At 46.7% G+C, this 20,483-nt stretch carries 25 protein-coding genes and 5 tRNA genes; 20 read left to right on the plus strand and 10 right to left on the minus strand.

What is annotated here, in order from left to right; genetic code table 11:
- Positions 1–42: 42 nt before the first annotated feature.
- The 3 genes from MA03_RS06675 (at position 43) to MA03_RS06685 (ending at position 2,319) form a co-directional block, all read left to right on the plus strand.
- Positions 43–1,146: a hypothetical protein gene (locus tag MA03_RS06675; RefSeq protein WP_052884516.1), complete on the plus strand. Its 1,104-nt coding sequence runs from the start codon at positions 43–45 to the stop codon at positions 1,144–1,146.
- The gene (locus tag MA03_RS06680) at positions 1,143–2,192 is read left to right on the plus strand and encodes a DUF711 family protein (RefSeq protein ID WP_052884517.1); all 1,050 of its coding nucleotides are present in this window, start codon (positions 1,143–1,145) and stop codon (positions 2,190–2,192) included. Before MA03_RS06675 ends, MA03_RS06680 begins: the two co-directional genes overlap by 4 nt.
- A gap of 40 nt (positions 2,193–2,232) precedes the next feature.
- Positions 2,233–2,319, plus strand: a tRNA-Ser gene (locus MA03_RS06685).
- Between the two features lie 69 nt (positions 2,320–2,388).
- Here MA03_RS06685 and MA03_RS06690 read toward each other — a convergent pair.
- Positions 2,389–2,715, minus strand: coding sequence for a hypothetical protein (locus MA03_RS06690; protein ID WP_191118498.1), 327 nt, complete (start codon positions 2,713–2,715; stop codon positions 2,389–2,391).
- 61 nt (positions 2,716–2,776) lie between these two features.
- Here MA03_RS06690 and MA03_RS06695 point away from each other — a divergent pair, with 61 nt between their 5' ends.
- From MA03_RS06695 to MA03_RS06720, 6 genes are all read left to right on the plus strand, one after another.
- The gene (locus MA03_RS06695; protein WP_052884519.1) at positions 2,777–4,585 is read left to right on the plus strand and encodes a type II secretion system F family protein; all 1,809 of its coding nucleotides are present in this window, start codon (positions 2,777–2,779) and stop codon (positions 4,583–4,585) included.
- 12 nt (positions 4,586–4,597) lie between these two features.
- On the plus strand, positions 4,598–5,161 hold the full coding sequence (locus MA03_RS06700; RefSeq protein WP_052884520.1) for an adenylate kinase family protein: 564 nt from the start codon (positions 4,598–4,600) through the stop codon (positions 5,159–5,161).
- Positions 5,162–5,193: 32 nt separating this feature from the next.
- Positions 5,194–5,637 carry an adenosylmethionine decarboxylase gene (gene speD, locus MA03_RS06705; protein WP_052884521.1) on the plus strand — a complete coding sequence of 148 codons (444 nt, stop codon included), beginning with the start codon at positions 5,194–5,196 and terminating at the stop codon, positions 5,635–5,637.
- Between the two features lie 101 nt (positions 5,638–5,738).
- Positions 5,739–6,185, plus strand: a complete 447-nt coding sequence (locus tag MA03_RS06710) for a 30S ribosomal protein S15 (protein ID WP_052884522.1) — start codon at positions 5,739–5,741, stop codon at positions 6,183–6,185.
- 45 nt (positions 6,186–6,230) lie between these two features.
- Positions 6,231–7,622: a DHH family phosphoesterase gene (locus MA03_RS06715; protein ID WP_052884523.1), complete on the plus strand. Its 1,392-nt coding sequence runs from the start codon at positions 6,231–6,233 to the stop codon at positions 7,620–7,622.
- A gap of 14 nt (positions 7,623–7,636) precedes the next feature.
- Complete coding sequence (locus tag MA03_RS06720) at positions 7,637–7,864, plus strand: hypothetical protein (protein WP_191118499.1); 228 nt, start codon at positions 7,637–7,639, stop codon at positions 7,862–7,864.
- Between the two features lie 14 nt (positions 7,865–7,878).
- On the opposite strand, the gene MA03_RS06725 is transcribed toward MA03_RS06720, so the two are convergent.
- A tRNA-Arg gene (locus tag MA03_RS06725) sits at positions 7,879–7,990 on the minus strand.
- Between the two features lie 144 nt (positions 7,991–8,134).
- Here MA03_RS06725 and MA03_RS06730 point away from each other — a divergent pair.
- Positions 8,135–8,605, plus strand: a complete 471-nt coding sequence (locus tag MA03_RS06730) for an Lrp/AsnC family transcriptional regulator (RefSeq protein WP_052884934.1) — start codon at positions 8,135–8,137, stop codon at positions 8,603–8,605.
- 45 nt (positions 8,606–8,650) lie between these two features.
- Positions 8,651–9,259: a 6-phospho-3-hexuloisomerase gene (gene hxlB / locus MA03_RS06735; RefSeq protein ID WP_236944858.1), complete on the plus strand. Its 609-nt coding sequence runs from the start codon at positions 8,651–8,653 to the stop codon at positions 9,257–9,259.
- Positions 9,260–9,325: 66 nt separating this feature from the next.
- Here the strand turns inward: hxlB and MA03_RS09020 are convergent, their stop codons facing one another.
- Positions 9,326–9,457 carry a hypothetical protein gene (locus MA03_RS09020; RefSeq protein WP_257719661.1) on the minus strand — a complete coding sequence of 44 codons (132 nt, stop codon included), beginning with the start codon at positions 9,455–9,457 and terminating at the stop codon, positions 9,326–9,328.
- 584 nt (positions 9,458–10,041) lie between these two features.
- Here MA03_RS09020 and MA03_RS06745 point away from each other — a divergent pair.
- The 4 genes from MA03_RS06745 (at position 10,042) to MA03_RS06755 (ending at position 11,604) form a co-directional block, all read left to right on the plus strand.
- Positions 10,042–10,389 (plus strand): DNA-binding protein, encoded by a 348-nt coding sequence (locus MA03_RS06745; RefSeq protein ID WP_052884526.1) that lies wholly within the window; start codon positions 10,042–10,044, stop codon positions 10,387–10,389.
- A 61-nt stretch (positions 10,390–10,450) separates the two neighbouring features.
- Positions 10,451–10,603: a 50S ribosomal protein L39e gene (locus tag MA03_RS08770; protein WP_191118500.1), complete on the plus strand. Its 153-nt coding sequence runs from the start codon at positions 10,451–10,453 to the stop codon at positions 10,601–10,603.
- 17 nt (positions 10,604–10,620) lie between these two features.
- Positions 10,621–10,920 (plus strand): 50S ribosomal protein L31e, encoded by a 300-nt coding sequence (locus MA03_RS06750; protein WP_052884527.1) that lies wholly within the window; start codon positions 10,621–10,623, stop codon positions 10,918–10,920.
- Positions 10,921–10,929: 9 nt separating this feature from the next.
- Positions 10,930–11,604 carry a translation initiation factor IF-6 gene (locus MA03_RS06755; RefSeq protein WP_052884528.1) on the plus strand — a complete coding sequence of 225 codons (675 nt, stop codon included), beginning with the start codon at positions 10,930–10,932 and terminating at the stop codon, positions 11,602–11,604.
- Here MA03_RS06755 and MA03_RS06760 read toward each other — a convergent pair.
- The 3 genes from MA03_RS06760 to MA03_RS06770 are packed head-to-tail and all read right to left on the minus strand — an operon-like array spanning position 11,528 to position 14,422.
- Positions 11,528–13,264, minus strand: coding sequence for a radical SAM protein (locus tag MA03_RS06760; RefSeq protein ID WP_052884936.1), 1,737 nt, complete (start codon positions 13,262–13,264; stop codon positions 11,528–11,530). The two genes, MA03_RS06755 and MA03_RS06760, sit on opposite strands and share 77 nt — an antisense overlap.
- Positions 13,261–14,196 carry a thiamine-phosphate kinase gene (locus MA03_RS06765; protein ID WP_052884529.1) on the minus strand — a complete coding sequence of 312 codons (936 nt, stop codon included), beginning with the start codon at positions 14,194–14,196 and terminating at the stop codon, positions 13,261–13,263. Before MA03_RS06765 ends, MA03_RS06760 begins: the two co-directional genes overlap by 4 nt.
- Entirely contained in the window at positions 14,186–14,422 is a 237-nt protein-coding gene (locus MA03_RS06770) for a hypothetical protein (RefSeq protein ID WP_191118501.1), read from the minus strand. Before MA03_RS06770 ends, MA03_RS06765 begins: the two co-directional genes overlap by 11 nt.
- A gap of 66 nt (positions 14,423–14,488) precedes the next feature.
- Between MA03_RS06770 and MA03_RS06775 the strand changes: the two genes are divergently transcribed.
- Positions 14,489–16,270 (plus strand): ATP-dependent DNA helicase, encoded by a 1,782-nt coding sequence (locus tag MA03_RS06775; protein WP_052884531.1) that lies wholly within the window; start codon positions 14,489–14,491, stop codon positions 16,268–16,270.
- A gap of 158 nt (positions 16,271–16,428) precedes the next feature.
- Here MA03_RS06775 and MA03_RS06780 read toward each other — a convergent pair whose 3' ends face one another.
- Positions 16,429–16,887 carry a 30S ribosomal protein S19e gene (locus MA03_RS06780; protein ID WP_052884937.1) on the minus strand — a complete coding sequence of 153 codons (459 nt, stop codon included), beginning with the start codon at positions 16,885–16,887 and terminating at the stop codon, positions 16,429–16,431.
- A gap of 72 nt (positions 16,888–16,959) precedes the next feature.
- Between MA03_RS06780 and MA03_RS06785 the strand changes: the two genes are divergently transcribed.
- Together MA03_RS06785 and MA03_RS06790 are read left to right on the plus strand one after the other, a co-directional pair.
- Positions 16,960–17,724, plus strand: coding sequence for a tRNA (adenine-N1)-methyltransferase (locus tag MA03_RS06785; RefSeq protein WP_052884532.1), 765 nt, complete (start codon positions 16,960–16,962; stop codon positions 17,722–17,724).
- A 38-nt stretch (positions 17,725–17,762) separates the two neighbouring features.
- Positions 17,763–17,864: transfer RNA gene (locus tag MA03_RS06790), tRNA-Leu, on the plus strand.
- A 65-nt stretch (positions 17,865–17,929) separates the two neighbouring features.
- On the opposite strand, the gene MA03_RS06795 is transcribed toward MA03_RS06790, so the two are convergent.
- The gene (locus MA03_RS06795; RefSeq protein WP_191118502.1) at positions 17,930–18,340 is read right to left on the minus strand and encodes a hypothetical protein; all 411 of its coding nucleotides are present in this window, start codon (positions 18,338–18,340) and stop codon (positions 17,930–17,932) included.
- 177 nt (positions 18,341–18,517) lie between these two features.
- On the opposite strand from MA03_RS06795, the gene MA03_RS06800 reads away from it, so the two are divergent.
- Together MA03_RS06800 and MA03_RS06805 are read left to right on the plus strand one after the other, a co-directional pair.
- Positions 18,518–18,591: transfer RNA gene (locus MA03_RS06800), tRNA-Gln, on the plus strand.
- 105 nt (positions 18,592–18,696) lie between these two features.
- Positions 18,697–18,785, plus strand: a tRNA-Phe gene (locus tag MA03_RS06805).
- Positions 18,786–19,183: 398 nt separating this feature from the next.
- Here MA03_RS06805 and MA03_RS06810 read toward each other — a convergent pair.
- Both MA03_RS06810 and MA03_RS06815 read right to left on the minus strand, forming a co-directional pair.
- Positions 19,184–20,218 (minus strand): radical SAM protein, encoded by a 1,035-nt coding sequence (locus MA03_RS06810; RefSeq protein WP_191118503.1) that lies wholly within the window; start codon positions 20,216–20,218, stop codon positions 19,184–19,186.
- Complete coding sequence (locus MA03_RS06815; protein WP_052884535.1) at positions 20,218–20,481, minus strand: UPF0147 family protein; 264 nt, start codon at positions 20,479–20,481, stop codon at positions 20,218–20,220. Before MA03_RS06815 ends, MA03_RS06810 begins: the two co-directional genes overlap by 1 nt.
- Positions 20,482–20,483: the final 2 nt, after the last annotated feature.

Genomic DNA, 20,483 nt, shown 5'->3' on the forward strand with positions numbered 1-20,483 from the left:
TTAGTTTTTTATCGAGTTATGAAAAGTAGTTTCGAGTAAAAAATGGAGTCCCTCATAGCCTTCGTCACAGGTGTTAGTGGTGCTGGTCGATTACCCCTCTTAAGAGAAATCCAAGCAATCAACCCCTCCTTTAGGATTATAGACATAGGGTCGAGAATGTACAAGAAGTCAGACGACCTCGGGATTTCAATCCCTGACGGGAAGATCCTCGACATGGACCCTCTAGCCCTTGACTATCTCAGGGCTGCAACCTTTGAAGATGTCCTGCGGGAAGCAGAGTTAATAAGGACTCAAAGAGATGTGGGAGCAATCAGCACTCATGTATGTTTTCGTTGGAAAAAACATCTCATAAGCGCCTTTAATTTCCACTATGTAAACACCCTTAACCCGGACGTCTATATAAACGTCCTGGACAACGTTCACAACATCTACGTGAACCTACAACACGACAAGGCTTGGCGCGACAGACTGACGTTAAAGGAGATCCTTATATGGAGGGACGAGGAAGCCTTCATCACAAGGATGCTTGCAGAATACCAGAAGAAGCCATTCTACCTCTTCCCGCGCCGCGAAGATCCACACATGCTGGAACGAATTCTATTCAAAGTTGAGAGAGCAAAAAGGGCAGGCGAGAAGCCTATGCCTAAAGCTTACCTCAGCTATCCAATCACTCACGTGAAGGGTAGCCCTGAGGTAATGAAGGCTAAAGACGAGACTAAGCAGAAGCTGAAGGATGCCGGGATAGTCGTCTTCGACCCTATATCTATCGAGGACTCGATATTGATTGACATGGCGCACGATGCCGCGTCTAAGGGAAAGGACAAGGTTGAAGTTGAGGTGGACGGAAAGAGAGGAGAGATAAACATCCACGAGATTATGAGTGCGGTGGGAGACATCAAGGATCAGATCGTGGTGCGTGATTACCAGCTGATAAACCAAAGCGACATTATTGTCGTATTCTACCCTACCAGGATGCTTTCACCTGGTGTTCTAAGCGAGATAAAGTACGGATATACACATAACAAGGAAGTGTACGCAATATTCCCCTTTGAAGAGGCTAGCCCCTTCTTTGAGTATTATACAACAAAGCTTTTCAAAGACGTTGACAGTTTATTAGATTACTTGCAGGAAGCTGAGAAGCTATGACCGATTCGATAGACATTAGGGCAGCTGTATTACACGTAAATAATGAAACCATTGAGGATCGTAAAAAGCTTAGCAATTCCATATCCCGGTTCCTTGAAGGATTAGACAACTTCACGAGAACCACTAGTCTCAAGGTGGTGAGCAAGAGAATAGTGGCCGCGCCGATACACACATATGAGAGTGCTAGGTTAGCCATAGGTCTTTATGAGGAAGCTGAGGCAAACGGTATAAACTACGTAGGCCTCCCGATTCTGAAAACAGACCCCGAGAAAACTTCTGAACTCTTAGAAAATTATCCTAGGCTCTTTATCTCCACAGAATACAAGCCTGAGGATGAGGGAAAGATCGTTGAAACACTTAGAAGAATAACGGAGAAATCTCATCTACAGGCTACCCGCTACGCCGTGAGCTTTGGCCCCCTGTTGCAGACACCGTATTTCCCGGCAACTCGAACAATTAAAGAAGGCGTAACACTGAGCCTGCTCTACGTTGAGGCCTATGCTCAGAGCAGACTACCTGAGCTCAAGCGCTTGTTAGAGAATCTCCAGGCTAACGCGGCTTCAAGCTGGCCAAACTTTATCGGAACAGACTTCTCCTTGAGCCCATGGATGGAGCGCAGCGTTGCTAGCCTTGTTGAACGCATATCTGGCGTCATGTTCACTCTCCCAGGAACGATAGCCGCTATAAGAAGAATTAACAGGGATCTAGAAGACTTGAGTCGGAGCCTGAGAAGTACAGGCTTTAACGAATTAATGCTCCCATTGGCAGAAGATAACAGACTTAAAGAACTTGCACGCTTAGGACAGCTGAGACTTAGCCACTTGATAAACTATGCCTCATACTGTGTAGCCGGGCTAGACATGGTAGTTATCCCAGACTCAACAGAAAACACCGTGTTAGAAGGCATTTTAAGAGATCTGTGGGAGATACATCTTCTCAAGAAAAAAACTATAGGTATGAGGATCATCCTAGCACCGAATCAAGAGGGAGAAGAAATAGACCTTGGAATGTTCGGTAAGACCCCTGTCATATCCCCGTTGACCTAAACCCGTAAATAATAAAAACCCATAACCCTTACTCTAGTAGGCCGGGGTGGCCGAGCGGCCCAAGGCGACGGATTGCTAATCCGTTTCCCGAAAGGGAACCCGGGTTCAAATCCCGGCCCCGGCGCCATTCTCGGCCCTGTTTTACTTTCAATATCCCCAATATGTCTTCCCCGCTTCCCATTCCTCGAGGAGGCCTTCAAGCATGCCCCCCGTACCCCCCGAGCCCCCTAAGCATTGCATCGATGCTGTCGATTGCCTTCCTGTGGTCTGGGAGGACGTCAGCGTAGCGAAGCATGTGCAAGACTGAGGCCTCGAGGTAAACGCAGACATCAACGAATGCTTGGACATCGCCCACAAAACAGGATACAGCCCGCCCACACAGACGAGAATCGAAGCCTACACCCCAATATGCCAAGGCATCATAGACCTCACCAAGAAGAAAAAGATACAACCACCAGGCGAGAAACATAACCCTCAAGAAGAGCAACCCCGGGAGCCCGCCCCTAGTGGCGCAGGGTAGCATTTGTGTTGACTCACGGCAAAAAATTAATTTGTCAAAACTCCTAGCTTTGTTTACGAAAGGCATGTCCTCTCTTGATGGTATTGCTTACAGCTTGTTCGGCTGGGCCGGCGAGGCAATTATACGGCTTTACCCACCGCTCAAGGACGACATAGCCTCAGCCGACATGAAGGTATATCCACCTGCGTATGCTGCGAGGGTTGTCATGTTGTCTCTGATAGCCCTTGCACTGGGCTTTGCCTTCGACGCTCCTCTCGTCATGATAATGAGTCGTCTAGGCGCGGGGCTCTTACAGATAGTCTCCCTTTCAATTCTCGCTCCGATAATTCTGGCATCTTTGACGTTTATTCTTGCTCTTTTCTATCCTAGGTTAAAAGTGTCGTCCCGTGTATCTAGGTTTGACCTGGAGATACCCTACCTATCCGTATACATAACAGTTATGGCTACTGGTGGAATCTCTCCCTATACAAGCTTTGAACGCCTCGCAAAGGCACCCAAGGTATTGTTCCAGGAAATCAGGAAGGAGGCTACACGCTTCTTCATAAGCGTAAAGGCTATTGGTATGGATCCGCTTTCCGCCATAGAGGAGAGCGCCAAAAGAGTCCCTCACAATGGCTACAAGCAGCTCATGCTAGGCTATGCAGCAACGTTGAGAGCTGGAGGGGACGTTGTACACTATCTCCAGAGACAGACGGAAGTCATGCTACGTGAACGAGTATCACAAGTAAAGACCGTTGGAGAGAGAATAGGTGCACTGATGGAATCATACATGGCAATTGTTTTGCTCACATCGATGACTTTATATGTGCTTTACGTCGTGAACATGGCTCTAGCACAGGCGGGTCTCGGGCTCCAGCAGGGTGCGTTCCAGTTCGTGATAGTATCTTACATAGTGATGCCCATGCTTTCAGGGCTCTTCATTTACTTGGCTGACCTTATGCAACCAAAGTACCCCGTCTACGATAGCACCCCATACATAATATACTTCGCACTAGGGCTTCCACTAACAATATTTCTTTTCATTGCAACAACACTACCCTTCCTCGTGCCTCCACCACTCTCCACAGCACTGCGCACGGTATTCTATCCGTTTGTCACACTTGTAGAGTCAATTACAAAGGCCCTGGGAATGCAGCGTGGATATGAGAGCGGCGTCGGCATGATTATCTCCACAAGCATAGGCCTGATTCCACCCATGATAGCCGAAAACTATTCTACCCTAAAGTTCGGGGGCATACAGTACGGCTTAACCCGGTTCTTGAGAGACCTCGTAGAGGTGAGGAAGACAGGCATGGCTCCCGAAAAATGCATCACGAACCTCAAAGATCGAGACTACGGTCGATTCACTCCATATCTTCAAGAAATGGCTACACAGGTTGGATGGGGTGTATCCCTCGGCAAGATCTTTCAAAGATTTTCACGTGGTATGAAAAACTGGTTCGCGTTAATCTCCATGTTCCTCCTCGTTGAGAGTATCGAGGTGGGGGGTGGGACGCCACAGACACTGGAGGCCCTCGCGAGTTACGCCGAGACACTTGAACAGGTAGAGAAGGAGAAGAAGGCTGCTCTGAGGCCTTTAATGCTGATGCCCTACGTGGGTGCCCTCATCATAACAATCGTCGTTTTGATCCTGGTTAGTTTCATGGGCTCTATGCTTAAGTTTGCCGGGCAAAGCATCTCCACCGAGCAGTTGACTAGTACATTCCTCCCACCAGTTATAATTAACAGTTACATGATGGGTTTAGCAGCGGGTAAGATTGGTTCTGAGAGAGTTTCAGCCGGCTTCCTGCACGCGTTTTTACTCATGTTGGCAAACCTTGTCTCAATGATAATAGCTCCGCAGATAACAGCGGGTATGATGCCAAGGTTATAGAACGGGAAACAGATGTCAATACTAATCACGGGCACCCCTGGAGTGGGTAAAACAACTGTTGCACACCAACTCGCCTCGAAGCTTGGCTTAAAATATCTTAACCTCGGAGACATCGTTAAAGATAAAGGACTCTATACTCAATACGATGCGCGTACAGACTCTTATATCGTGGATTTGAAAAAAACACGCCGTTATCTTGAGCAGATTCTGACGTGTAAGGAGATCTTGGACACTCACCTTGTAGAGGCTGTACCTCCTAAAAAAATTTCTAAAGCTATTGTGCTAAGGCTAGACCCTCTTGTACTACGTGACCGGCTAAAAGAGAGGGGGTATGTTTATGAAAAGATTGAAGAAAACCTGGAGGCAGAAATTCTAGATTACGTGCTTATTAAAGCTGTGAAGAGGATTCAAAGAGATAGATTATATGAAGTAGACACTACGGGAAAAACTATAGGTGAAATTGTTGAAATTATTACGAAAATTATCCAAGAAAACAGTAAGGAATACCGTCCTGGATCAGTTGATTGGCTAACAAAATACTATTTTCTCATTGAGAAGAAAGGGGGAATTATTTAAATTTGAAGTTCATTACACCTTAATGTAGAAAAATGGCTGGCAAAACTCGTGGGGTGAGAGGAGGAGGCGTAGGACGCCACCTCATAGTAGAAATGTTCGAGTGCGACCCTACGGTACTTGACAGTGTAGACATTGTTCGCTCTGCCCTCATAGACGCTGCAGTTGCTTCAAACAGCACTGTAGTGAGCTATGACTTCTACCGGTTCAAGCCTCATGGAGTTAGCGGATATGTATTGGTAGCTGAATCTCACATATCAATTCATACCTGGCCTGAGTATGGCTACGCAGCGATAGACGTTTTCACATGTGGAGAGCATACCGATCCCTGGAAGGGGCTTGACATGCTAAGGGACCGGTTACGGGCTAAAAAGATGACTGTCCTAGAGATTGTCCGTGGTGTAGGAATTGAAAACTACGAAGGCTACTGGATTCCACCCGAGAAGAAGAAGGCCGAGGCCCTTGTCACCTCAAAATAATTCTTCTTTACTTTCCTTATTATCTTTTCACAGGTTAGCCGTCTAGAATCCTGCGCAACGAAAGTTTTTAAATACTGGAAATCAATTAACCAGGGGTCTTCATGCGAAAATCGAAGGAAAAAGGCCGCTCGGGCTCAAAGAGACCGCATGAGTTGAAGAAGCCGGAATGGGTTACAATGCGTAAAGAAGAAGTCGAAGAACTTGTAGTTTCCCTTTACAGGAAAGGCTACCCCCCTTCGATGATTGGACTTATTCTCCGCGACCAGTATGGTATCCCATTGGTTAAAGCTGTAACCGGTAAGAGTATTTTGAAAATTTTGAGAGAAAGAGGGTTTACACCTGAGATACCTGAAGATCTGATGAACCTCATAAAGAGAGCATTGCGAATAAGAAGACACCTAGAGGAACACCCAAAGGATTATCATTCAAAGAGGGGCCTGCAACTAACTGAGAGTAAAATCCACAGATTGTCCAAGTACTATAAACGTGAAGGAGTGTTACCTCCCGACTGGAAGTACGAGCCAGAAAAAATGGCCCTGTACACGTAAAGGTTTTAGGGTTAGATCTGCCCGATTCATTAAGGAAGCTTTATGATGGCTGGTATACAGGACCTTCTCTCGCATGCTTTGCCCTTCTTTGAAGGTATAAAACGAGAAAAAAGCCCTGTGCTCGTTGTCTCACATTATGATGCCGACGGCCTGTCCTCAGCATCCATCCTTTCGTGGATGCTTACAAGACTCGATGTCCCCTTCCAGCTAGTCTTTGTGGAACAAACATATCCTGATACTCTAGAGGAGCTCCCCTTCTCTAACTACAAACACGTTATTTTCCTCGACCTTGGGAGCGGATACAAAGACTTTATAAAAACGTTCGCGAGTAACAAGCAAGTATTAATAGTTGACCACCACGTCCCTGCAAAAAGTGATGGCTGGGAAGGCCTAATCGAGATAAATCCTTACCTAGTAGGTGTTGATGCCTCAACTCAAACAAGTTCATCCTCCCTGTCTTACAGTATTGTATCGCGGGTGTTGGGAGACTCAGTTAGTCTCCTCCCGGTGGCCGTTGCAGGGGCTTTGGGGGACAGGCTCGATGTTGGTGAGAAATTCTCACTTACAGGTTTAAACAAGGAAATTGTCGAGAAGGGAAAAAAGCTAGGAGTAATAGAGGAGTTTGTTTCACTCAGGCTTTTCGGCATCAAGAAGAAAACCATAGTTGAAGCCATAGCTTCCACCCTGGATCCATTTATACCGGGGTTAAGCGGGAATCCCTCAGCATGTATAAAGTTTCTTGAGTCGATAGGTATCCAGCCTCGAAGTGGCGACAGCGCGCGATTAGCGTCTTCTCTATCCCAGGAAGAGATAAAACTCTTGGCTTCTGAGCTTATAAAATACATGATTAGTAACGGCGTAAACGTAAAGGAAGCCGAAAAAATCTTTGGATATAACTATTATCTTGTTCCAGAGCCTGACGCTAGCCCATTAAAAGATCTTCGAGAATATGCTTTTGTTCTAAACGCGCTAGGCCGGCTTGACCACTATGGAACAGCCATGGCGCTCAACCTTGGCTTCAGGGGGAAATACATAGTTAGGGTCGAGGAAAGCATAAAGGAATATAGGAGACTTCTTGCTAAGCAGCTATCCAGGATCTTCGAGAAAGGTGAAGAAATAGCACGACATGGTAAACAGTGTGTAATCTATTTTCTCGATGAAAATCTCCCAAAACTTACGGGTCCCTTGAGCTCAATTATTGCAAATGATTTTTCTCAGAAATTCAAGGCGTCGCATATTAAAATTATTGGAATAGCTGCACCGACAACCGGGGAAAAGTACAAGATCTCCTTTAGAAGGATTGATGAATCTATAGACCTAGGAAATATTTTACAAAAACTGTCTCGAGAACTTGGATTCATGGGTGGTGGCCATCCAGCAGCTGGAGGAGCACTTATCGATGAAAAAATATTGGATAAATTACTCGAAAAAATATAGTAGGGTTGAAAGTCTTGATAAGGGAAATTTCTATAAAAATTGAGCTTCCCGGATCAAGAGAGTTTCATGAAGCCCTCAGTGTCGATGATTACAGTACCCGTGAAGTGTCCTTATCCTCTGACTGGAAAGAAGAAAGAGTACTCTACACTATAAGACTTAGACCTGAAAGATTAGGCGAGGCGAAAGGTATAATCAACGAGATACTCAGATTATTACAAATGTTAGAGCTTCTCGAGAAGTAGAACTCGTCTCGAAGCGGGCCCGCCGGGATTTGAACCCGGGACCTACGGCTATCTCCAAGCAATTCTCACCGGAGTGCGGCGCTAGTAGAGCGTGGCCGCCACGCTTCCTGGCTACGCCACGGGCCCCGCTTTCCAAAACAGGGAATTACCAGAAAAATGTTTTGCAACTAGTATAATGATTCAATTTGACGTTAGGCTACCGTAACGATAGATTACGATGTTAGCTAAAATTTTTTTAACCAGTGATTCGCTAGTATATTGGTGAAAATTATGAGTGAGCAGATTGCTGAGGGAAAAATCGACCACATTGACAAAAAAATCCTAGAGATTATGCAGGACAACGCTAAAACGCCTTATTCCCAGATTGCAAGCCAGCTTGGAATATCTGAGGCTACAGTTCATCTACGGATCCGAAAGCTGGTTAATGCTGGCATAATTAAGAGATTCCAGGCTGTCGTGGATCCTGAAAAGGTGGGTAAGAGAGTAACCGCGATAATAGCTGTTGTAGCTATACCTCAAAAGTACAGTCAAGTATTGAAACAACTTGAGAAAATGCCTGAGGTCTACGAAATATTTGACGTTACGGGAGAATACTCCACCATCCTGAAGGTTAGAGTTAAAAACAAGGAGGAGCTTGCAAAGCTTATCGACGAGATTGGAAACATTGATGGTGTTGAAAATACGAAAACCATGTACGTGTTGAGAGTCATTAAGGAGGATACAAGGATCAAGATTGAGTAACCTGTTATACGAAAAAGCTTTTTCTATAAGTACCATTATCACTGTGTGGCAGAGGACGTAAAGAAAGCCATGAATAGCATAGCTGAGTTCATAATTAAAGCATCTCAACAAATAGACAATGAAACCACGACGCGTTTCCTAAAGATACTCACCTCCGCCCTCGCAAATAAAAACAAGATACTCGTACTCGGCGCAGGGCGTAGCGGGCTTGTCGCGAAGGCCTTCGCTATGAGGTTAATGCATCTCGGATTTGACGTTTATGTGGTTGGGGAGACAATTACCCCCTCTGTTCACGAAAACGATGTTTTAATAGCTGTTTCAGGCTCCGGGAGTACACAGATAGTTCTCTCTGTAGCATCGGCCGCAAAGAGGGCTAAGGCTACTGTAGTAGCAGTTACCTCATTCGAAGACTCGCCCTTGGGCAAGATGAGTGATTTTATCGTAAAAATCCCTGGAAGAACAAAGGTCGCTACAGAGACAGACTACTTTGCAAGACAAGTCATGGGTCTCTACGAGCCGTTAGCCCCTCTAGGGACACTATTCGAAGATACCGTTATGATATTCTTTGACGGCGTAGTATATGCACTTATGAATCTCCTAGGCATCGCAGAGGAAGACATGAAGAAGAGGCATGCCAATATAGAGGGTATATAATAGAAAATCGAAAATCAATACTATATCTATTTAACCTGTTGTTGTTAACTAAAAAGGTAATGCTTCTTAAAAGCTAGGAAAGATTTCTAGCCCGAGAAGGACTTCAATCCTGCTTTTGAGTTCTTCTAGCTCCCTGAGCATAGCGTCAATATCGTTGAGCGTCTTCCTGTAGTCTGGGAGGATGTCAGCGTAGATCATTAGAGGGGGTGATGCGTGTGCGTCGAATGTTTACCTCCTCGACTGCCTCGCTTAGGGCGTGGTACGCCCTCCCCGCGTGGTCAACCTGCCAGGCCTGCATAGCCCTGGACTCCCCCGGGTGTAGGTTGAGGCCACCGGCAAGGGACAACGCCCGGCTGTAAGCCTCCAAGGCCTCTACAAGTGCCCCCGGTGCGGCCTCGAGATCAACGCGGACATAAACGCATGCTTGAACATCGCCAGGAAGGCGGGATACACTCCGCCAACACCAAGCAAGATCGAGACCTACATCCCGACACACCAAGGCGTCACACCACTCACCGAGAAGAAAGACAAGATACGGCCACCAGGCCAGAGAATAACCCCTAGGAGGAGTAACCGGGAGCCGGCCCCTAATGGCGCAGGCCGGTTGCTAGACCAAAGGAAGGTACTCGACAACATGAATGCGAGGCTCGGGACGCTCGAGGAGTACAGGAGCAGGATTGAAGGTCCATCCAGAGGGCTAGAAATCCTCCCCTAACCTTGAGGGAGCATCGTCGCCAGCGATAAGGATTTTAGCTTTGTAAGCTAGTGTTAGTGGTGATACTATGAGTTATGAGGATAGTCCTGAGGAGCTTGAAGAGATAAAGCGGAGAAAACTCTTAGAGTATCAGAGACAGGCTCAGGAGGCTCAGAGAGCTGAGGCCCAGCGGGCCGCCGAGGAGGCAAGGCGCCAGGAAATACTAAGGAAGATACTGACTCCAGAGGCACGCGCCAGGTTGTCGAATCTAAAACTTGTGAAACCCGAACTCGTCGAGGCACTCGAGATCCAGCTCATACAACTCGCCTCTACCGGGTCTATAAGAGTTCCCATAGACGATGACACTCTGAAAGAGATCTTGGCGAGGTTCTCGTCATCAAGGAAAGAGTTCAAAGTTAAGTTCAGCTTTAGTTAACATAACTCCGAGAAAAATTTTTTATAATCTGCCCCGTTTGGTGGAGGGGTGGCTTGCATAAATGGCTCGCAACAAACCCTTCGGTAAGAAAATAAGGCTCATTGCGGCTGTCAGAGAAAACCATCAAATTCCTATATGGGTTATCTCAAAGACTCTTGGCGAGGTTCGTAGAAAGCCGAGAAGAAACTGGCGCAGAAGCAGAATGCAACTCTAAGGATAAGGTGATTAAGCATGCCTAAGCTCCAGGAGGGAGAAAATGTCTTTGACATTGTTATACCATTACGTGACGCGCGCCGCGCTCCCAGGAAGAAGAGGGCGAAAGTTGCAATCCGTATAGTCAGGGAATGGGTTTCAAGGCATTTTCACCTCACGGGTGGAGTCAAGATAGGAGGTTTACTGAACGAGTATATCTGGTCAAGAAGCATCGAGAAGCCGCCTAGGAAGGTTAAAGTTACCGTTAAAATAAACGTCGAGGAGGGTGAAGCAGTGGAAGCCTTGGTGGATCTGCACTCAGGAGAAAAAAAGGATTAGTGCACTTGTATGTTTTCAGTTGAGCTCGTCGAGATTTACGGAACCCCCCAGGTTGGTATATTCATCTTCGCCAATGATAAGTACGCTCTAGTACCACCCGACATCCCTGAGAAGCTTGAAGCTAAGGTTAGGGAAGCATTAGAAGTAGAGATTTTAAAAGTCTCAGTGGCTGGGTCTAGGCTAATCGGGTCCCTAGCATGTGGTAATAACTCTGGGATAGTTTTGCCACGCAACGTCCTAGATTCAGAGCTTGAAATCATAAAAAACAACCTAAAGCTCAACGTGACTGTGCTCGAGGGAGTAAAAGAAACCGGACTCGGGAATCTAGTACTCGCCAACGACAATGCTTGCCTGGTTAGTCCTCTACTACCTAAAAACGCCTCAAAGTTGATCTCTGATACTCTGGGAGTCGAATGCGTTGTAGCGGATCTCGGTGGAAGCCCCTTTGTTGGCTCGCTCGCAGTAGTCACCAATAGGGGCCTGGCACTCCCTCCCTTCGTCTCGGACGATGAATTGAAGAGACTTGAGAAGATCTTTAAGGTTCAAGGCGGGCTCTTAACAATCAACAAGGGCAGAATGTTTCTCAGATCGGGACTAGTCGCAAACACTAAGGGTGCTCTTGCCGGTTCAGAGACGACTGGTCATGAGCTAATGCAGATACAGAGGATATTCTCCCAGTCATGACGCCCAGGTATTTGAGAACACACGATGGGAGGTCGCTAACTCGTTCACTTCTCACCTTCTCGTAATACTCCTTTCCACGACTTCCGAAAACCCGGAGAAATGTTTTTTCGCTTATATCCAAGGGAAATTTTACCCCTAGTAGACTTCTAGCCTTGTGGCCGTAAACTATACAGTCAATCCTGCTACCGACACGAGCATCGTCAAGGAAGACTGTAGGGGGATAACTCCCTGTTGGGCGAGCAGCATATCTTCCATCTACCAGGGCTTCAACATAACAGCGTCTGATGATCAGGCCGCGAGGAAATACTCTCTCGATCATTTTCTCATCGAAAACCTCGCGGACCCACCTCTTAAAGCCTGTAATATACTTTGTATGTCTTCTTGCGATGCTATTGCCCACCTCCCACATCGGCGTGCCAGGCAGGGGGAGGACTTCTCGTAAGTTAATCCTTCTAACAAGTAGATTCCTTTCTAACAATTCCTCCAAAAAAGCCTTATTAAGCACAAATGTTTCACGTGTTTCACCTTTCAAGCCAAGCACGAAATTTAGGCCTGGTAGCATCTCCGGCAAACCGTTCCACCCCCTCCTAGCTCCAACCTCGTTTACAACCTCGATAGCCCTAATAACGCTTTCAGGATCATTTCCCAGATTGTTTTCGCGGGCGACACGGGGGTCCGCACTTTCTAGACCAAAAGCAGCAACATCGCCTGGTGTGTGATACTTTACTATAATCTTTAAGGCCTCTCGTGATTTTTCTTCGTGTAAGGCGATAGTCATAGGGTTAACATTGTCGATGTGTAGTGTTTCAAGGCTTGGTGCAGCTGCCCTTATCATTTGGAAGAGTTTCCTCAGCTCCACAGGATTGGGCTCCGGATACTCCACCTCGTTCATCCCATTAGCCTTGTATGCGAGAAAGTCACTCTGTCTGCCCAGCCTGAAAGACCTTACGCCTAGTTCATATAGTAGAGAGATCTCACGAGCTATATCCTCCTGGTCACGCACAATAACTCTTCCAAAACGCGGTTCAATACAAAAGGAGCAGCCACCAGTAAGCCATCGGGAACAGCCTCTGAAAGTCTCTATTTCTGCTGTTAAGTTGAAACCATGGTTTGGGTGCTGTGTAACTATTCGGGCACCAATAGTAGCGAAAACGTTGATTAGATTGTAATTTCCAGCTATTCGAAATGGGTTCACCTTCTCTAGGCTCTTCGTAGACACTAGGTCGTGTACAACCAGGGCGGGATCTCCTCTAATTACAACGTCGTATGCATCTTCCAGTTGTCTGGGGGTAACCGCTCTCTCTCCCCCTTTCTCGCCTGTACCAAAGCGCGCTATCGGACCCGCGAGAACTTTGATAGGTTTTTCATACTTTTTTGGAAGAGTAATTACCTCGCGGGACGTGATAGGCTTTCCGCCAAGATATCGTCCCGGAACAACAACACCACCAATCACGATTAGGAGATCGGCTCGTGAGATAAGCTTGGAAATCTCCTCCTCGTGTAGTCTGTAGGTATCTATCGTAAAGTAGTGTATTTGGGCAGATTTATCCGCATGCCAAATAGCGCCTGCGATGTAACGCGGATAAACGTCGATATATGGAGGCACGCCTAAACCTGCCGGCTCGTCGGTATAACCGTCAATAATAACGGCAAGCGTCATCTTGAGCCTCGGGCGTATCCGAGCCCACTGATCCATCCCGATTTCTGTATTGGGCCGTATCCTTTCAGAAAGACGCCACTTCCCGTCGTGACTCGGCCGAGTATTCTGGCGTTGAGCTCATCCAGTAATGCTTCGTGCTTAGGGTGAATTGTAAAGATAAAGTTGTATTCTTCGCCGCTCAAGTAGAGAGCTCGCTCCAGTGCCTCCTTCTCCGTATAGTGCTCGAGTAGAGGAGGATAAATAGGTATCTCATCTAATTCAATTCGCACGTTTGAATTCTCTGAAAGATAATGGAGTGAGAGTGCGAGACCATCACTGTTATCAATGGATGCGGTAACATAAGCGGTGTTTTCCAGCCATTTGTTTACAGGAGGCCATTTAGGCTTGAGCCACGTCCTTATAACTTCTCTAAGCGGTAAAGGTGGAGTATTACCCTGAATAGCATCGTAGAGTAGACTTGAAACCCCGAAATCGCCAACTGCCACTACGAGATCTCCGGGTCTGGCACCTCCTCTTGTAAGAGGTTCGCCATGAAGAGCTCCGATGCTGACCACTTCAGCTCTAAAAGAGTCTGTTTCAACGATGTCCGTGTCTCCCCCCAAGTAGACCGCATCAAACTCCTGTGCAGCATCTGAAATACCCTTTACGAAGTCCTTTAGTGTCTCAAAGGGGAAGTTGCGCGGAACGCGTAAAGCTACGAGAACGGCAAGGGGTTTTGCTCCGCGCACAATTATATCACTGGTCGAGCCACGATACGCCCGTAGTCCTGCCGAGTACGCGTCTAAGAATGAGGGCCAGTGTAATTCCCCGTCGAAGGCATCAACGTTTACTGCTATTCTCTTATGACTGTTAATCTGTATGACTGTAGCGTCCCCCCATGTTATGCCTAGAGTTGAGGTGATCCATTCAACTACTAAGTTTTCACTGAGCACGATTTTCCCTTCTCCTAAATGTCTCATAGAATATGAAAGCCGAGGTGAGAAGGAAAAGCATGTAGATCAGGTAGCGCATGTACTCGCTGTAGGTCTGAGAGGAGCCGGTTTCCCAGTTCATTATATAAGCGAACACCTTATATGAATAGTAGGCGCTAATAACCAGAACCACGATCGTGATCAATCCCAGGATCTGACGGAAGTAGCGCAGTTGCTTTTGCTCCAAACCCGTCACCAGACAAGTGGAACAAAATAAGTATTTAGGTGTTGTGTTAGGATACTTGACCTGGTAATGGAGAGGCTTACCTCAAGGATAAAAGAGTTTTTTCCCTATGAACACCCGAGGCCGGGTCAGTTAGAGCTAGCTAGGAAGGTATACGAGAGTGTAGTCAATTCTAAAATACTCCTTGCTCGCTACCCGGTAGGGTTTGGTAAAACTGCAGCTGTTTTCGCGGGATTATTAGCTGCCGATGTACCCCGGATAATTTATCTGGCTCATACAAAGTCTCAGTTCCAGGCACCGATAAGAGAGGTTGTTAGACTAGAAAAAACCGGGGTTAAATTATCCCTTGTAACCCTCGCGAGCCGTTTTGATATGTGTCTGCTTCCTCGCTCCCTGACATCGGGTATGGACTTTCACCGATTTCTCAGGTTCTGTGCAAGGAAAAAGCTGAGCGGTGAATGTCCATATATCAAAAAGAGATACAAAGGCGAGTTACCAAGCTTGCTTACGCTAAACACCTTAAGAAGAATTGGAAGAGAGGCTGGGATATGTCCCTATGAGATTGCATGGGAGGCTGTTAGGACTGCAAGAATAATAGTTGCCTCATACTCTTATTTGTTTGATCCACGCCTATCTATTATATTACTCCGTAAAGGTGGGATAAACTTATCCGAAAGCGTGATCGTGGTTGATGAAGCGCATAATCTTCCCAGGTTTATAACAGATAGCCTTAGCAGTGAACTACATGCAAGCTCTATAAGGGCAGCCCTGAGGGAGATTCAAAGGGCTAGATTCGCTGAGGATTCAAATATTGCAGAGTCATTGAGAAAGCTGCTCGCCTATCTTCATAAGACGGCAACAGAAAATGGAAGTGAAGTTCCGGTGGAAACCTTTCTCGAGATTGCCCCTAACTCCAGGATTCTTGCTAGAGTTGCGACATCCTATGAAGGAAAGACTGGCGTTTTCTCAAGTCTTTGGCATATAGTATACTTCCTAGAGGAGGTTGAAAAAATGCCTAGTGACTCTATATTAATAGCCCTTAGGGAGGATGTTAGCCTCGCGTATAAGATCTTCTTCTATAACATTCCTAGAGTTGCCCGAAGAGTGTTTGATGATTCTAGATCTGCAATACTTACTTCAGCGACATTGCCCCCCGCAGACTACTATACAGCTATTCTAGGCGTAAAGAGAGAAAGACTACAAGAAATATCTTATCCTTTCACATGGGGAGAAAATGTCACACTAGTTATTCAGAGAGGTATTTCATCGAGATATGTCGAGCGAACCCAGGAGTTATTCAAATTCTATGCACATCTTATTGATTCGGTATACAAGGATCCGGAAAGTCGACATGTGTTAGCGGTCTTTCCATCCTACTCCTTCATGTTGAATACGTATCCATTTATAGAATCTACACCGCGCTTATTAGAAAAGCACGACACGCACTTGGATGATATTCTCGAGTTTTTGATGCGTCATGAGAAATGTCTTGTGATAATAACAGCATGGGGAAAGTTTTCGGAAGGAGTAGAATTTAAGGCTATGAGAAGCAACCTCATTGATACCATAGTAATAGCGGGGCTACCTGTACCAACCCCCTCTCCCGTAAATAAGAAGCTTGAAGAGCACTTAGAGACGTTCTCATCCGACAAGGAATGGGCGTGGAGACAGGTATATCTTTACCCAGCACTTAATAAGGTATTGCAAATCATTGGGAGAGGACTTAGATCAGAAAACGACAGGGTGAGAGTTTATCTCTTAGATGAGCGGGTGATAGACGAGAAAGCCCTGGAGTATTTAAAGGATTATGGGCTGAGTTTTTCTATAATATCTTCATTAAGCAAGAATTAGAGTATTCGTTGCATTTCCTATCATTCTGCTAATACTACCGCCAGCGTCACCGGGGCGGCTCCCCGAGAAGAAAAAGATACAACCCCCAGGATCCAGATAATAGCCCCTCAAGACGGGTAACCGGGAGCCGGCACCCAGCGGTGCAGGCAGTGGTAAACTTACTCTATATACTTCTTTAGCTCGGGTCTCTGCTCTGCCATTTTCTTGAACAACGAGATAGATATCTTGTCTACAAGCGCTCTGCCCTGATCGGAGACAACCCGCCCCTTGCTCGTCTTCACGATAAGACCGGCAGCTTCTAACTGTTGAAGCGCTTTACGGACCGCTGCCCCGCCACCCTTCTTGAAATGTTTCCGCTTGACAGTATTCTTGGTTCTACCACCATACGCTGTGCGCAGCCTCTCTATACCTACTGGCCCGTAGAGGTATACCTTCCTGAGAAGAGCTGCACACCTCTTATACCACCAGTCAGGATCACTTGGTATGCGTTCCCGGGTGGGTCCCGTTTTCGCAAAATATGACCACTCGGGTGGCTGGACTTCCTTTACATTCTCTTTTAGATATTTAGCCAATTCTTCAATCAGTATGTTTGGGGGAACGAAACGTGCATCTACCAAACAGTTCACCTTCCCTACACACTTCGACACAACTTATAAAATTTATGTCTCTTAGAAGAAAAGGATTTGTTTATGTCCAATGTGAAAGAAGGAGACTGGGTACTGTTGTATTACAATGAAAGAAAAAACTATGTCGTACGCGTTGAAAAAGGAAAGACGTTTCACTCAACACATGGCTCAATAGACCTCTCATCACTAATTGGTGTACCATACGGCAGTTACGTGGAGACGAATATAGGTGAAAAACTACTAGTGACAAAAACGAGCTTCATGGAGAGGCTTGAAGGGCTGCAAAGAACAACTCAGGTAATTTATCCAAAAGACCTGGGTTACATATTACTTGCTTCAGGCGTAGGACCTGGAAGTGTTGTAGTTGAAGCTGGAACGGGGACTGGTTTCCTAACTGCTACTCTGGCCTGGTACGTGCGACCGAGTGGACGCGTATACACATATGAGATACGTAAGGATTTCTACCAGCAGGCCCTAAAGAACTTCGAGCTTCTTGGAGTCCTACCATATATAACCGCGAAAAACAGGGACATCCGAGACGGTATTGAAGAGGAAGATGTGGATGCGGTTCTTTTAGATCTTCCATCCCCGTGGGAAATTATTCATGAGGCTTACGCTAAGCTAACACATGGAGGCTCCCTGACAGTGTTTGTACCAACTCTCACGCAGGTTGAAAAAACGCTTCGCAGTCTTCGATCATCTGATTTTAAACTCATAGAGGTTTCCGAGAGCATTCAGAGAAAATACCAAGTCACTCCTGGCGAGCTACGCCCACTAACGCTTGGAGTCATGCATACCGGCTACATAATCAGGGCTCGGAAACCATAGTGTAATGCTTTTAACCCCATCTGAATTATAGAAAACAAGCGGGGGTGCCCGAGCTAGGTCAAAGGGGGCGGTCCCTATGAGGGCCCACACTCAAGATCCGCTGGCGTCGGCCTACCCGGGTTCAAATCCCGGCCCCCGCACCTCTCCTGGAATAATACTCATTTTCTAGCGTTTTTAAGGAATAAAAGTGGAAGACTAATTGGGTTTACTCTTCCGTAGAGCTATAACCTTGAATTCTCTCAGCCGCCATATCCAAAAGGAACTCGCTTTTCCAGCCTGCATTCCGAAATCTACTGCTAAGAATTATTAGTACGCCAGGTGTGAAGGACGCCAGGACGGCGTAAATAACGCGTCCCTTATGCGACAAGGTCACAGCAAGCACTAAAGCGTTTCTTGGCGGATCACCCTGTAATTGATAACGCAAAACGTGCTCGGACACAACGTATCTTTCTGGATTCAATCCATACTCCACAAGCCACTCAATAATCTTCTTAAAGTACATCGCGTACCTTTCACTACTCCTAGTCTTTTTAAGGCCTAGAACCCCTAAATCAAGCCAAAAAACTTCTGCATCTCTGTTCACATAGAATGCGGCTATACTTTTAAGACCACGCATCCGCACAAGACCTCCCAGACCCCGAAAAACCCCCCACTAAATAAGCTCTTCGTTGTGCCCGCTGTAGACCTTCAATGTATATGAGTCTGAACACATAATACTTTTACAAACTCTAATCTTACGTCTCTTGACACCAGTAGAGCTAGATTTAAATCCTTCAACTAAATAAAGAAGTAGAGCCCGGTGGTGTAGCGGTCAAGCATGGCGGGCTCTGGCCCCGCAGATCCGGGGTTCGAATCCCCGCCGGGCTACTTCGTGTTTCTTAAAGTAATGTTCCTACATAGGAACATTACTTACTGTATTAATCGAAGAGCGAAATCCATTTATTTCCCCAATAAACCACAACTTTAGGGTCAGCCGGGGTAGCTCAGCTGGGAGAGCGCTCGGCTGAAGTCTCCCAGTAGAAACCGAGAGGTCCCGGGTTCAAATCCCGGCCCCGGCACCATTCTCGGCCCCGTTTTACTTTCAATATCCCTAGTATGTCTTCCCCACTTCCCATTCCTCGAGGAGACTTTCAAGCATGCCCCTGTACTCCTCGAGTCCCCTGAGCATTGCCTCCATGCTTTGGAGTGCCCTCCCTTGGTCTAAGAGGATGCCAGCGTAGGCCCTCAGCGAGGCGTGTGCGGGGTTTGGGCCTCAAAATAAACGCTGACATAAACGCGTGCTTAAACATAACCAGAAGAGTGGGATAAAATCCGCCCACAGCAGCGAAGCCACACCAAAAGACAAGGGATAAAAAGATAAGACCACAGGAGCCAGAGAATAACTTCAAGAGAGGGGTGACCCGGGAGCCCGCCCCAGTGGCGCAGGACGGTTTACATTCAATAAAGGGTTCTGAAAGAATTATGCTTCGGGTTTCTCTTGATTAAGAGGAGTCTCCTCTAGGCTCATCCAATTTAACAATGGGCTTCTTTCGACTATTTTTCCCTGCTTAACTGCATCCATTAGAAAGAAGTGGATTTGCGAGCTCCTGTAGTACTCTGCAATATGCTTCTTCTCCTGTTTTAGTTCCGTGTAAGTAACCTCTAAGGTGGTACCATCGTCTGTTACCAACTGGTAGGGACGAGCGAGGAGATTAGCTGCACGATAGTATCGTAGACCTGTTTGCTGGTAGTCTTTCACCCTAACCGGGCAGAAGTGAATTGTAAGATTAAGGCCCTTCTCCTCAGCCCTTCGAATGACGTCTAATGCAGTCTCCTTACTGCCCATAGCACTCCTGTAATCCTTCCGCATCTTATACCCACGGAGCAGAAGCGAGGAACTGTTCGTCTCTGTAAACTCAAGCTCGTTTAGATTCATAAATGCTGCTTCGTACTTTTCAGCTGTCTCGGCTAGTTCGAACAATCTCTCAGAATTCCCCGGGAGAGCGGGATATTCGAGTCCTATCAGAAGCTTATCCTTGTACTCGGAGGCTATCCTAAGTTTTTCCTCTAAAATGTCTCGAGGCGCATGTATCCTCAACTCGTCGAGTCCAGAGTCGACCAGTTTCTCAACCGAGCGGCTTGTGAGTGGAACCGCACTGGTATACAGGTGTATGTGAAACTTCTCCCCAAAAGTGTCCTTTAAGCTCCGGATAATCCTTGAGGCCGTTTCAACCTTGATGAGTGGCTCGCCGCCCGTTAAGCTTGCTCCCCTTGAAGCGGATCTCAACACTTCCAATACAGCTGTTCTGTCCAAGTTTGACTCATCCACCTGAACCTCGTTTACAAAGGTCACATCCCGGTTTTTTCTGAAAGTGCTTAGAGGACAATAAAAACAGCTGAGAGGACACAAACCAGTGAGAAAAATGATGGTTTTAAGTCCCTCCTGACACAGTTTGCAGCCAGGGGGTAGTCTACCGTAGACTATACTGCCCGTGGGAAGACTACGTGTATTCATTAATCTTTGACCTGCTCTAGTAGAGAGGTTACCTGCCAGATCTTGGTGCGTGCAAACAGAGGCATGTTGGGGTCTGTAGATACCTCGTCTAGCTTTGAGATGACTGTAGCTGCTCTCAGGCCGGTAGACATCTTGTTATCCATCAGTATCTCGATAGCCTCCGTGGCGACGCGGCGAATATTCCTGGGCACCCCCCGGTCATCAGCAATTTGCTTTAAAATCTCTATGGCAGTTCTAACCTGAGGAGCCATCTCCTGGGCCATAC

Source organism: Thermofilum uzonense (genome assembly GCF_000993805.1).
Classification (GTDB): domain Archaea; phylum Thermoproteota; class Thermoprotei; order Thermofilales; family Thermofilaceae; genus Thermofilum; species Thermofilum uzonense.

Bases quoted from the DNA above. Each gene is read 5' to 3' on its own strand.
- MA03_RS06750 (WP_052884527.1), top strand. From the start codon at position 10,621: ATGCCTAAGCTCCAGGAGGGAGAAAATGTCTTTGACATTGTTATACCA.
- MA03_RS06715 (WP_052884523.1), top strand. From the start codon at position 6,231: ATGGCTGGTATACAGGACCTTCTCTCGCATGCTTTGCCCTTCTTTGAA.
- MA03_RS06745 (WP_052884526.1), top strand. From the start codon at position 10,042: ATGAGTTATGAGGATAGTCCTGAGGAGCTTGAAGAGATAAAGCGGAGA.
- MA03_RS06815 (WP_052884535.1), bottom strand. From the start codon at position 20,481: ATGGCCCAGGAGATGGCTCCTCAGGTTAGAACTGCCATAGAGATTTTA.
- MA03_RS06710 (WP_052884522.1), top strand. From the start codon at position 5,739: ATGCGAAAATCGAAGGAAAAAGGCCGCTCGGGCTCAAAGAGACCGCAT.
- speD (WP_052884521.1), top strand. From the start codon at position 5,194: ATGGCTGGCAAAACTCGTGGGGTGAGAGGAGGAGGCGTAGGACGCCAC.
- MA03_RS06775 (WP_052884531.1), top strand. From the start codon at position 14,489: ATGGAGAGGCTTACCTCAAGGATAAAAGAGTTTTTTCCCTATGAACAC.
- MA03_RS06695 (WP_052884519.1), top strand. From the start codon at position 2,777: ATGTCCTCTCTTGATGGTATTGCTTACAGCTTGTTCGGCTGGGCCGGC.
- MA03_RS09020 (WP_257719661.1), bottom strand. From the start codon at position 9,457: ATGATCTACGCTGACATCCTCCCAGACTACAGGAAGACGCTCAACGAT.
- MA03_RS06755 (WP_052884528.1), top strand. From the start codon at position 10,930: ATGTTTTCAGTTGAGCTCGTCGAGATTTACGGAACCCCCCAGGTTGGT.
- MA03_RS06795 (WP_191118502.1), bottom strand. From the start codon at position 18,340: ATGCGTGGTCTTAAAAGTATAGCCGCATTCTATGTGAACAGAGATGCA.
- MA03_RS06690 (WP_191118498.1), bottom strand. From the start codon at position 2,715: ATGCTACCCTGCGCCACTAGGGGCGGGCTCCCGGGGTTGCTCTTCTTG.
- MA03_RS06730 (WP_052884934.1), top strand. From the start codon at position 8,135: ATGAGTGAGCAGATTGCTGAGGGAAAAATCGACCACATTGACAAAAAA.
- MA03_RS06675 (WP_052884516.1), top strand. From the start codon at position 43: ATGGAGTCCCTCATAGCCTTCGTCACAGGTGTTAGTGGTGCTGGTCGA.
- MA03_RS08770 (WP_191118500.1), top strand. From the start codon at position 10,451: ATGGCTCGCAACAAACCCTTCGGTAAGAAAATAAGGCTCATTGCGGCT.
- MA03_RS06785 (WP_052884532.1), top strand. From the start codon at position 16,960: ATGTCCAATGTGAAAGAAGGAGACTGGGTACTGTTGTATTACAATGAA.
- MA03_RS06700 (WP_052884520.1), top strand. From the start codon at position 4,598: ATGTCAATACTAATCACGGGCACCCCTGGAGTGGGTAAAACAACTGTT.
- MA03_RS06760 (WP_052884936.1), bottom strand. From the start codon at position 13,264: ATGACGCTTGCCGTTATTATTGACGGTTATACCGACGAGCCGGCAGGT.
- MA03_RS06680 (WP_052884517.1), top strand. From the start codon at position 1,143: ATGACCGATTCGATAGACATTAGGGCAGCTGTATTACACGTAAATAAT.
- MA03_RS06810 (WP_191118503.1), bottom strand. From the start codon at position 20,218: ATGAATACACGTAGTCTTCCCACGGGCAGTATAGTCTACGGTAGACTA.